The following is an 11166-nucleotide window of genomic DNA, read 5'->3' as shown; positions in this document are numbered from 1 at the left end:
CCGGCGGGGGCTTCTCGCAGCGTGGTGATCAGCGCTTGGGGGCGGTCAGGCGGGTGCCCGTCCAGTCCTTGGCGACACTGATGCTCTTGGTCTGGGAGAGACCAGCTGTCTGCGCGGCATCGTTGATGTCGCTCGGCTCGATGTAGCCGTCGCGGCCGGTCTTCGGCGTCAGCAGCCAGATGGTGCCGCCGTCCTCCAGAAGACCGATGGCGTCCACCAGGGCGTCGGTGAGATCGCCGTCCTCGTCGCGGAACCAGAGCACGACGGCGTCAGCGACGTCGTCGTAGTCCTCGTCCACGAGTTCGGCCCCGATGATGGACTCGATGCCTTCACGGAGATCGTGGTCGACGTCGTCGTCGTAGCCGATCTCCTGGACCACCTGTCCGGGCTCGAACCCCAGCCTGACGGCCGGGTTGGTCCGCTCCTCCGCGTGGTCCGCGGTCGCGCTCACGGCTTGCCTCCTGCTCATTCGGTAAATGCTTGGGCCGCGCGTATGCGCGCGGCGCTGGCCGTAGTCCACACGTGCCGGGGTGGATCGCGCAAGTACCCGGCCGTGGAGACCGCCGAAACGGTGACGTTTGGGGCCGTCTCGCCGCAACTTCCGGCACTGCGGGGACCCCGCTCCGTGATCAGGCACACATGATTCATCCCGGTTTGAGGACTTCTGAGGTTTCAGTCTGCCGAACGCCCGGACGAAACGCATGCGCGGGTTGAGCGTAAGGTTGCGATTTGACCGCACCCAGACTCGTGGAGGACACCGCTGGGGGTTACCCCTCGGTAAATGTGACGTCTGGCGCACACGGGGTACACGATGGACATCCCGACCACTTCGTGGCCTCGTGGGCACCACCGAACAGCGAAGGAAGAGCGTGGCTCCCGGATCCGATCGCAACCCGATCATCATTGGCGGCCTTCCCAGCCAGGTCCCGGATTTCGACCCGGAAGAGACCCAGGAATGGCTCGACTCCCTCGACGCGGCCGTGGACGAGCGGGGCCGTGAGCGGGCCCGCTACCTCATGCTCCGGTTGATCGAGCGGGCCCGCGAGAAGCGCGTGGCCGTGCCCGAGATGCGCAGCTCGGACTACGTCAACACGATCGCGACCAGGGACGAGCCCTTCTTCCCCGGCAACGAGGAGATCGAGCGCAAGGTCCTCAACGCCACCCGGTGGAACGCGGCCGTCATGGTCTCGCGCGCCCAGCGTCCGGGGATCGGCGTCGGCGGCCACATCGCGACCTTCGCCTCCTCTGCCTCGCTGTACGACGTCGGCTTCAACCACTTCTTCCGCGGCAAGGACGAGGGCGACGGCGGCGACCAGATCTTCTTCCAGGGGCACGCGTCGCCCGGCATCTACGCCCGCGCGTACCTCCTGGACCGGCTGAACGACACGCAGCTCGACGGCTTCCGCCAGGAGATGTCGAAGTTCCCGAACGGGCTCTCGTCGTACCCGCACCCGCGGCTGATGCCGGACTTCTGGGAGTTCCCCACCGTGTCGATGGGCCTCGGCCCGCTCGGCGCGATCTACCAGGCCCGGATGAACCGGTACATGGAGGCGCGCGGGATCGCCGACACCTCCAAGTCGCACGTCTGGGCGTTCCTCGGCGACGGCGAGATGGACGAGGTCGAGTCGCTCGGCCAGCTGTCCATCGCCGCCCGTGAGGGCCTGGACAACCTCACCTTCGTCGTCAACTGCAACCTCCAGCGGCTCGACGGCCCGGTCCGCGGCAACGGCAAGATCATCCAGGAACTGGAGTCGATCTTCCGGGGCAACGGCTGGAACGTCATCAAGCTCATCTGGGACCGCTCCTGGGACCCGCTGCTCGCGCAGGACCGCGACGGCATCCTGGTCAACAAGCTGAACACCACCCCGGACGGCCAGTTCCAGACGTACGCCACGGAGACCGGCGGCTACATCCGCGACCACTTCTTCGGCGACGACCACCGGCTGCGGGCGATGGTCGAGGGCATGAGCGACCAGCAGGTGCTGCACCTGGGCCGCGGCGGTCACGACCACAAGAAGATCTACGCGGCCTACGCGGCGGCGAAGGCGCACGCCGGCCAGCCGACGGTGATCCTCGCCCAGACCGTCAAGGGCTGGACGCTCGGACCGAACTTCGAGGGCCGCAACGCGACCCACCAGATGAAGAAGCTGACGGTCGACGACCTGAAGCGCTTCCGCGACCGGCTGCACATCCCGGTGACCGACCGGCAGTTGGAGGACGGCCTGCCGCCGTACTACCACCCGGGCCGGAACTCGGAGGAGATCCAGTACATGCACGACCGCCGCAAGGCGCTGGGCGGGTACGTCCCCACCCGGGTCGTGCGGGCGAAGCCGCTGGTCCTCCCCGACGACAACACCTACGCGGCCGCCAGGAAGGGGTCCGGGCAGCAGTCGATCGCCACCACGATGGCCTTCGTCCGCATCCTGAAGGACCTCATGCGGGACAAGGAGATCGGCAAGCGCTTCGTGCTGATCGCCCCCGACGAGTACCGCACCTTCGGCATGGACGCGTTCTTCCCGAGCGCCAAGATCTACAACCCGCTGGGCCAGCAGTACGAGGCGGTGGACCGCGAACTCCTCCTCGCCTACAAGGAGTCGCCGACCGGCCAGATGCTGCACGACGGCATCTCCGAGGCAGGCTGCACGGCCTCGCTGATCGCCGCCGGTTCGGCGTACGCCACGCACGGCGAGCCGCTGATCCCGGTGTACGTCTTCTACTCGATGTTCGGTTTCCAGCGGACCGGCGACCAGTTCTGGCAGATGTCCGACCAGCTGGCCCGCGGCTTCGTGCTCGGTGCCACCGCCGGCCGGACGACCCTGACCGGCGAGGGCCTCCAGCACGCGGACGGCCACTCCCACCTGCTGGCCTCGACCAACCCGGCCTGTATCGCCTACGACCCGGCGTACGGCTTCGAGATCGCGCACATCGTCAAGGACGGTCTGCGCCGCATGTACGGCTCCGAGGCCGAGGACGTCTTCTACTACCTGACCGTCTACAACGAGCCGATCCAGCACCCGGCCGAGCCGGCGGACGTGGACGTGGAGGGCATCCTCCAGGGCATCCACCGCTTCAGGCCGGCCGAGGCGGGCATCATCCCGGCGCAGATCATGGCCTCCGGTGTCGCCGTGCCGTGGGCACTGGAGGCGCAGCGGATCCTCGCCGAGGAGTGGAACGTCCGGGCCGACGTCTGGTCCGCGACCTCCTGGACCGAGCTGCGCCGCGAGGCCGTGGCCGTCGAGGAGCACAACCTGCTCCACCCGGACGAGGAGCAGCGCGTCCCGTACGTGACGCGCAAGCTCCGGGGCTCGGAGGGCCCGTTCGTGGCGGTCTCGGACTGGATGCGGGCCGTGCCGGACCAGATCTCCCGCTGGGTGCCGGGCACGTACAGCTCGCTGGGCGCGGACGGCTTCGGCTTCGCGGACACGCGGGGCGCGGCCCGTCGCCACTTCCACATCGACGCCCCGTCGATCGTGCTGGCCGTGCTGACGGAGCTGGCCCGCGACGGCAAGATCGAGCGCTCGGCCCTGAAGCAGGCGGTGGACCGCTACCAGCTGCTCGACGTGGCGGCCGCCGACCCGGGCGCCGCGGGCGGCGACGCCTGATCCGGTGGCCCCGGGCCGTTCTCCAGTAGCACAGCGCACCTGGTGAGGGGCGGCGGGACCTCGGTCTCGCCGCCCTTCGGCGTTCTCTACGATTCCCCGCATGAGGGATCGCTGGGAAGAACGCACACAGGCACCGCTGCTCGCGCTGGCCGTGGCGTTCGGGGTCGCCTACGCCGTGCCCATCGTGGCTCCCGGCGCCGCACCCTGGGTGCACCGGCTGTGCACCCATGTCGAGTGGGCGGTCTGGGCGGCCTTCGCCCTCGACTACCTGGTCCGGCTGACCCTCGCCCCGGCCCGCTGGGCCTTCGTCCGCTCCCACCCCCTCGATCTGCTCGCGGTCCTGCTGCCGATGGTGCAGCCGCTGCGGCTGCTGCGGGTCGTCTCCACCCTCCTCCTCGTGGGCCGGCGGGCCCGGATGGCCCCTCAGATAACGCTCACCACCTATGTGGCGGGCGCGGTCGTCGGGCTGATGATGTTCGGCTCGCTGGCCGTGCTGCACGTCGAGCGGGACGCCCCCAACGGCAACATCAAGACGCTCGGGGACGCGGTCTGGTGGTCGTTCACCACGATGACCACGGTCGGGTACGGCGACCACGCCCCCACCACGGGTCTCGGCCGGGTCCTCGCGGTGGGCCTGATGCTCTCGGGCATCGCCCTGCTCGGTGTCGTCACCGCCAACATCGCGGCCTGGTTCATCTCCCGCTTCGACCGCGACGACGCGGTGGAGCGCCGCCAGACCGAACTCCTGGAGACACTGACCCTGGAGGTCCGCGAACTGCGCGCGGAGGTCGCCCGGCTGTCGGTACCGGCAGCGGCCGTACCGACTGGCGCCGTACCCGCCGGGGCCGTACCCCCAGCGGCCGTACCCCCCGGGGCCGCACTCGCCGGCGCCGCTGGGCCGGCGCCCCAGGACGTCCCCGCGCCTACCGCTCCCAGAGCTTGAACGCTCTGACCTCGTAGGGCGTCTGCGGCACCCAGGTCCCCCGTCCCGGATAGGTCTCGAACTCCCCCGCCTCCGCGCACTCGGCGGACTGGTAGGTGGTGACCGGCCGTCCCGTGCGGTTGGCGAGGGACTGGGCCGAGGTGCCCGGCGGCAGCGCGACACAGCTCTCGATGTCGGTCGTCGCCAGCTCGTGGCTCTGCGCCCTGCCCTTGAAGTCGGGCTTGGGCCACAGGCAGAGCCGCCCCGGCCCGCAGGCCCCCAGAGCGGTCCCGGACGGCACGGCCGCCGCCGGCACCGCGAGGACGGCGGTCAGGACGGCCGCGACGACCAGTGCGGTCTTCGTATACACGTACATGCTGATGAACCCCCGTTTGGTCACTCTCCGTAACCAAAAGCATGGCGGACGTCACCCGGAGACGGAAGAGGGGCCGCCCCCGTTCACGCGAACGGGTGACGGCCCCTCACGGGAGCCCCGAGGGGCGTCAGGCCGCGAAGACCCCGCGGGACGCCGGACCGGACGTCAGATGTGACCGCCCATGCCGCCCGCCTCCGCGTTCTCGCCGCGCTTGGTGAGCGTGGCGACGAGGGCCGCGACGACGGCGACGACACCGGCGACGGTGAAGGCCAGGCCCATGCCGTCGAGGAAGGTGTCGTGGATGACGCCGGTGATCCGCTGGAGGAGATCGGGGGTCATCCCGGGCGCCTGGGCCAGCTCCGGCGGGGCCATGCCGAACTCGGCGGCCTGCTCCAGCTGCGGGTTGACGGGGGCCGGGATGCCGGCCTCCTTCCAGTTGCCCTCGAACGCGCCGGCGACCTTGGAGGACATCACGGCGCCGAGCACCGCCGTGCCGAGCGCGCCACCGACCTGCATCGCGGCCTGCTGGAGACCGCCGGCCACGCCGGAGAGCTCCAGGGGCGCGTTGCCGACGATGACCTCGGTGGCGCCGACCATGACCGGGGCGAGCCCGAGGCCGAGCAGGGCGAACCAGAGGGACATGACGAAGGTGCCGGTGCCGGAGGAGAGCGTGATCATGCCGAACATCGCGACGGCCGTGCAGACCATGCCGCCGACCAGCGGCACCCGCGGGCCGAACTTGGTGATCAGCGCGCCCGCGAGCGGCGAGGAGACGATCATCATCGCGGTCAGCGGCAGCAGGTGAAGGCCGCTGTCGACCGGGCTGAGCCCCTTCACGCCCTGGAGGTAGAAGGTCACGAAGAACAGGCCGCCCATGAAGGCGAAGGCCATCAGGACCATCAGCACCACACCGGCCGAGAGCGGCACGGAACGGAACATGGCCAGCGGGATGAGCGGCTCCTTGACCTTGGTCTCCCAGAAGGCGAAGACCGCGAAGAGCAGCACCGCGCCGAGCAGGCCGCCCCAGGTCTTGCCGCTCGACCAGCCCCAGGACTCCCCGGCCTTGATGAGGCTCCAGACGAGGGAGGCCATGGCGCCGGAGAGCAGCAGGATGCCGAGGACGTCGAAGGAGCGCGGCGCGTTCTCCGCGCGGTGGTCCTTGAGGATGACCAGGCCGAGGACGAGCGCGACGATGCCGACCGGCACGTTGATGAAGAAGACGGACTGCCAGCTGACGTGCTCGACCAGCAGGCCGCCGACGATCGGGCCGCCCGCGGTGGACGCGCCGATGACCATGCCCCAGATGCCGATGGCCATGTTCAGCTTCTCGGCGGGGAAGGTGGCGCGCAGCAGGCCGAGCGCGGCCGGCATGAGCAGGGCGCCGAAGAGGCCCTGGAGGATACGGAAGGCGATCACGGCTCCGATGGAGTCGGAGAGGCCGATGGCGCCGGAGGCGAGGGCGAAGCCGGCGATGCCGATGAGGAAGGTCTGCCGGTGGCCGAAGCGGTCACCGAGCTTGCCGGCGGTGATCAGGGCGACGGCCAGCGCGAGCAGATAGCCGTTGGTGATCCACTGGACCTGGGCGAGGGAGGCGCCGAGGTCGGTCTTGATGGCGGGGTTGGCGATGGCGACGATCGTGCCGTCGAGCGCGACCATCATCACGCCGACCGCGACTCCGAACAGCGTCAACCACGGATGGCCACGCAGTCCCTTCGCCGGGGCCGGTACGGGTTCCCGGGCGTCCCCCTGACCCTGCGGGGCCTTTTCCACGGTGATCTGACTAGTCATGCGAACGAGGCTAGTGACAGTCACTGACAATTGACAAAGCGATTCACACGCCGGTAACTGTCACGTAGCTCACAGGTACGCTGAGCTGGACGAAATGCGGGAAAAGAGGACCCTGACGTGACCTTGCCCGGCCTGCGGGAGCGGAAGAAGCAACGTACGCGCGAGGCGCTGATCAAGGTGGCCCTCGAACTCTTCACCGAGCACGGCTACGAGCGGACGACGGTCGACGAGATCGTCGACACCGTCGAGGTCTCCCAGCGCACCTTCTTCCGCTACTTCTCCTCCAAGGAGGAGGTCGCCTTCGCCGTCCAGCAGATGGTGGAGGAGCGGTTCGTCGAGGCCCTCCGGCGGCGGCCCCCCGGCGAGGGCCCCTTCGACGCGATGCGCAACGCCGTGCTCTCCGGCTGGGACACCATCGGCGACGCCATCACCGAGGTCGTGCCGCTGGAGCTGTACCTGCGCACCTTCCAGATGATCGAGTCGACGCCCGCGCTGCTCGCCGTGCATCTGCGCCGCTCCACCGAGATGGAGGAGACCCTCGCCCGGATCATCGCCGAGCGGGAGGGCCTCGACGTCGACGTGGACCCGCGGCCGCGGATCGCGGTGGCGGCGTTCAGCGGTGTGATGCGTGTAACAGGGCAGATGTGGGGCCGGGGTACGGACCAGAGCCTGGAGGCCATCCGCGCCCTCACCGAGCGGTATCTGGACCACCTCGCACCGGCCCTCGCACCCCGCTGGCGCGACCGGACGTAGCGCCGGCGCGACGGGACGTAGCGGTGCGCGACCGGACATGCGCTGCGCGGCCGGGTCGTTCACCCACGACCCGTAGGATGGCCGCCCGTGACCCCCGTCGAAGCCGACTCCCCCACGCTCGTCGTCCTGCGCACCCTGCTCGCGCTCGCCGTCGTGTTCGTGATGCTCACGACCACGGGCTGGACGACGATCAAGCACCGTCCGGTGCCCGGTCCGTCCCGCGAGGCCTCGCTCGCCGCCTGGGCGCGCGACCGGATCGACCACCGGCCCCTGCCCGGCCCGGACACCCCCGCCGGGGGCATAGCCGCGTTCTTCGCCCGGCTCGGCCCCGCGCGCGCGGCCGGGCTCGCCGAACGGCATCCGCTCGTCGTCGGCAATCTCGACGGCGCCCCGGTCGCCCTGCGCTACCGCGCCAACCGGATCTCCCTCGGCCGCGAACTCACCGTCGAACGGGGCAGGATTCACGACACCCGGCTCTCCCCCGAGGGACGGCACGAGGCGCAGCGGCGCCTCGACCGCTTCGTCTCGCTGATGCGGCCCGGCCGGCAGATCCTCGCCTTCGACCCGACCGGTACGGGGCGGACGGCCGAGGTCCTCGGAGACCTGGCGGGGGCCCGGCACGTCTCGGTGATCGTGCCCGGCGTCGACACCAACCTCCTCACCTTCCAGAAGACCCACGGCCGGTACGCGGCTCCCGCCGGCATGGCCGAGTCCCTCTACCGTGCCGAGCGGCAGGCCTCCCCCGGCGCCAGGGTCGCCGTCATCGCCTGGGCCGACTACACGGCGCCCGCCGGGGTCGGCGTCGACGCCATGACCGGCCGCCTCGCCGAGGGAGGCGCCGCGCGGCTCGTCCGGCTGACCGAGGCACTGCCCGGCGACGCGCGCGTGGCGCTGTTCTGCCACAGCTACGGCTCCGTGCTCTGCGGGGTCGCCGCGCCCCGGCTGCCCGCCCGGGTGACGGACCTGGCCGTGGCCGGAAGCCCCGGGATGCGGGTGGAGCGGGCGACGGAACTCCGGACCCCCGCGCGCGTGTGGGCGATGCGGGACGCCGACGACTGGATCGCGGGCGTGCCGCACCTGGAGGTGGGCGGGGTCGGGCACGGAGCCGATCCGGTGGCCCCGGAGTTCGGCGCCCGGCTGCTCTCGGCACGGGGCGCCATCGGCCACAGTGGCTATTTCGAGCCGGGTACCGAGAGCCTCGGCAACTTCGCCGCGATAGGCGTCGGCTCGTACGGGGAGCTGGTCTGCGCACGTGCCGACAGCGCTTGCCACGGGGGAATATCCGGTACGGAAGGGCGCTGACGCGCGTAGATCACGTAATTTCGGGACCTTTCACGGGGGCGACGCGCGGGCACGCGCCGCTTACGATGAGGCGTATGGGTGATGTGCTGGCCGGAATTCATGCCACCTGGGAGTTCGAGAGTGACGCCCTCGTCATCCGCTTCGACCGGGGGAACCGTGCGCCAAGGCTCTTCGGCGTGCTGCGCGAACGACGTGTACCGCACGAGGCGCTGGCGTCCGTGACGCTCTCGCCCGGCAAGCGGGGCACCGTCGTGCTGCACGCCGTGCCGAGACCGGGCGCCGATCCGCTGATGGAGGCGGCCGCGGGGCAGCTCTCGGAGAACTGCGACCCGTACCGCCTGGTGCTGCCCGCGGACCGGGAGACGCTCGCCGAGTACTACCGGGACGAGCTGCGGGCCGTACTCGGGCCCGGGACGGCGGGGGCGGTGCACTCCGACGATCCCTCGGACGGGGGCGACGTGACGCCCGCGGACCGTTTCCTCGTGGCGCCGCCGCAGGGCCCGCAGTCCTTCAAGGCGTACGACGGGAAGGCGAACTTCGACGGGCAGTCGGAGGTCTCGTTCCGCTGGTCCTGGACGGGAGCGTCCTCCGAGAAGTGGAAGGCGGGCGACCAGTTCTTCCACGTACGGGATCTCTGCGGGGTCGAGTGGCGCTCGCCGGAGGTCCTGGACGGGCATCTGCGGCTGGTTCCCCGGGGTGGCGAACTCCGCTCGCCCCAGCCGGACCGTGACCCCGCCTCGGTCGTGTTCGGCCTCGGATACGGGCCGGTGCACCTGTCCCTCCCCTTCGCGGCGGCGGTCCTGGCGGCGATCAGGACCTCGGACCGCGTCCCGGCCCGTACGGCCGCCGCTCCCGGGGCCGTAGCTGAAAGGATTCGGCACCTGGGTGAACTGCACCAGGCGGGACTGGTGACGGACGAGGAGTTCTCGGCGAAGAAGGCGGAACTCCTCGCGGAGCTGTAGCCCGAGCCGGAGCCGGAGACCCGACGTCATACCCCGGTATCAGGACAGAGCCCGGTCCCCGGTATGACGTCGGGGGCCGGGCCCGCTGCCTACCCTGAGCTGGTCATGGCTACCGAACCGCGGCACGAGCCGCCCACCCCCACCCTGCGGCAGCTCAGCACCCGGACACGCGAGATGTTCCAGGGGCTCGGGACCGCGCTCACCACGCCCACCACCCCGGGGGCGCCCCTCCTCGCCGACGCCGCCTCACGGTGGGTGCGCCTGCTGCCGTACGCCGTCGCCCTCGCGTTCGTCGCCTCCCTGCTCCCCACCACGGTCCACCTCCTCGCCGGGGACTACGGCGTCAACGGCGCGCTCGCCGGGGCCATCGGCACCGCCCAGACCGCCCCGCTGCTGCTCGCCGTCGCACGTCCGCTCCAGGCCTGGTGGATCATCTTCGCCGCCGATGTGCTCGGCGCGGTCGTGCTGCTCGCCGCCGACGGACCGCGCGCCGAACTCTGGCCCTGGACCCCGCCGATCGTCGTCGGCTACTGCGCGCTGATGATCGCGCTCGGCCTGCGCGAGTCCCGCCGGGCGCTGTTCGGGGTGTGGCTGGCGACCGGTGTCGCCGGGTACGCCCTGGAGATCTTCCGGCCCGCCGGGTACACCAGCGTCCACACCCTGCTCGTCGTCCTCAGCGGGGTGCTGCTCCTCCTCACCGCGGCGGTACGCGCGCGTGGCGACGCCCAGCGGCGCCTCGTCGAGCAGGAGACCATCAGCGAGGCCGAGCGGGCCCGCCGCACGCTCCTGGAGGAGCGGGCCAGGATCGCGCGCGAGCTGCACGACGTGGTGGCCCACCACATGTCGGTGATCACCGTGCAGGCCGACTCGGCCCCGTACCGCATCCCGGACCTCCCGGACGCGGCGCGCGAGGAGTTCACCTCGATCGCGTCGAGCGCGCGCGAGTCGCTCGCCGAGATGCGACGGCTGCTGTCCGTGCTGCGCAGTGACGGCAGCGAGGGCGAGCGGGCCCCGCAGCCCGGCCTCGACCGGGTCCAGCAGCTCGTCGAGGCGACCGTACGGGCCGGGGTGCCGGCCGAGCTGCGGCTCGCCGCCGACCTCGGCGACGTACCGCAGGCGGTGGACCTGTCCGCGTACCGCATCGTGCAGGAGGCCCTCGCGAACATCGTCCGGCACGCACCGGGGGCCTCGACCCGGGTCTCGATCCGGGCGGACGGCGGATCGCTGACGGTCCTCGTCGTCAACGGGCCCTCGACGGAAGCGGATTCCGCGGTGGAACGCGGCGCCTCCGGCACCGGGCACGGGCTCGTCGGCATGCGGGAACGCGTACGGTTGACGGGCGGCTCGCTCGACACCGGGCCGCTGCCGGACGGCGGCTTCCGGGTCGCCGCGCGGCTGCCGCTGACCCCGGACCCGGCCCCCGCCGTGGCGGCGCCCCCGGCCCGGAACCCGGCGCCGGCC

General features: G+C 71.2%; 9 protein-coding genes. 6 read left to right on the top strand and 3 right to left on the bottom strand.

The features are described from left to right. Positions 1–28: 28 nt before the first annotated feature. Positions 29–451, bottom strand: coding sequence for a DUF3052 domain-containing protein (locus AOK00_RS06475; protein ID WP_030321821.1), 423 nt, complete (start codon positions 449–451; stop codon positions 29–31). Between the two features lie 418 nt (positions 452–869). Here AOK00_RS06475 and aceE point away from each other — a divergent pair, with 418 nt between their 5' ends. Then, the gene (aceE, locus tag AOK00_RS06470) at positions 870–3602 is read left to right on the top strand and encodes a pyruvate dehydrogenase (acetyl-transferring), homodimeric type (RefSeq protein WP_055599348.1); all 2733 of its coding nucleotides are present in this window, start codon (positions 870–872) and stop codon (positions 3600–3602) included. A 100-nt stretch (positions 3603–3702) separates the two neighbouring features. Then, complete coding sequence (locus tag AOK00_RS06465; protein ID WP_055599347.1) at positions 3703–4545, top strand: potassium channel family protein; 843 nt, start codon at positions 3703–3705, stop codon at positions 4543–4545. On the opposite strand, the gene AOK00_RS06460 is transcribed toward AOK00_RS06465, so the two are convergent. Both AOK00_RS06460 and AOK00_RS06455 read right to left on the bottom strand, forming a co-directional pair. After that, positions 4526–4900 (bottom strand): peptidase inhibitor family I36 protein, encoded by a 375-nt coding sequence (locus tag AOK00_RS06460; RefSeq protein ID WP_055599346.1) that lies wholly within the window; start codon positions 4898–4900, stop codon positions 4526–4528. The two genes, AOK00_RS06465 and AOK00_RS06460, sit on opposite strands and share 20 nt — an antisense overlap. A 165-nt stretch (positions 4901–5065) precedes the next feature. Continuing rightward, on the bottom strand, positions 5066–6688 hold the full coding sequence (locus AOK00_RS06455; protein ID WP_055599345.1) for an MFS transporter: 1623 nt from the start codon (positions 6686–6688) through the stop codon (positions 5066–5068). Positions 6689–6805: 117 nt separating this feature from the next. Here AOK00_RS06455 and AOK00_RS06450 point away from each other — a divergent pair, with 117 nt between their 5' ends. The 4 genes from AOK00_RS06450 to AOK00_RS06435 form a co-directional block, all read left to right on the top strand. Continuing rightward, positions 6806–7441 (top strand): TetR/AcrR family transcriptional regulator, encoded by a 636-nt coding sequence (locus tag AOK00_RS06450; RefSeq protein ID WP_055599344.1) that lies wholly within the window; start codon positions 6806–6808, stop codon positions 7439–7441. Between the two features lie 162 nt (positions 7442–7603). Next, positions 7604–8743: an alpha/beta hydrolase gene (locus AOK00_RS06445; protein WP_055599350.1), complete on the top strand. Its 1140-nt coding sequence runs from the start codon at positions 7604–7606 to the stop codon at positions 8741–8743. A gap of 74 nt (positions 8744–8817) precedes the next feature. Then, a complete protein-coding gene (locus AOK00_RS06440) occupies positions 8818–9705 on the top strand; it encodes a DUF4429 domain-containing protein (RefSeq protein ID WP_055599343.1) in 888 nt (295 codons plus the stop codon). A 105-nt stretch (positions 9706–9810) separates the two neighbouring features. Beyond that, on the top strand, positions 9811–11166 hold a 1356-nt coding region (locus tag AOK00_RS06435; RefSeq protein ID WP_437441394.1), incomplete at its 3' end, for a sensor histidine kinase.

It is taken from the genome of Streptomyces aureus, from assembly GCF_001418135.1.
GTDB classification, from domain to species: domain Bacteria; phylum Actinomycetota; class Actinomycetes; order Streptomycetales; family Streptomycetaceae; genus Streptomyces; species Streptomyces aureus_A.
This window is presented reverse-complemented; position numbering and strand designations above follow the sequence as displayed.

Excerpts from the sequence above, each read along its gene's own strand:
- AOK00_RS06465 (WP_055599347.1), top strand. The coding sequence starts at position 3,703 with ATGAGGGATCGCTGGGAAGAACGCACACAGGCACCGCTGCTCGCGCTG.
- AOK00_RS06460 (WP_055599346.1), bottom strand. The coding sequence starts at position 4,900 with ATGTACGTGTATACGAAGACCGCACTGGTCGTCGCGGCCGTCCTGACC.
- AOK00_RS06455 (WP_055599345.1), bottom strand. The coding sequence starts at position 6,688 with ATGACTAGTCAGATCACCGTGGAAAAGGCCCCGCAGGGTCAGGGGGAC.
- AOK00_RS06445 (WP_055599350.1), top strand. The coding sequence starts at position 7,604 with ATGCTCACGACCACGGGCTGGACGACGATCAAGCACCGTCCGGTGCCC.
- AOK00_RS06440 (WP_055599343.1), top strand. The coding sequence starts at position 8,818 with ATGGGTGATGTGCTGGCCGGAATTCATGCCACCTGGGAGTTCGAGAGT.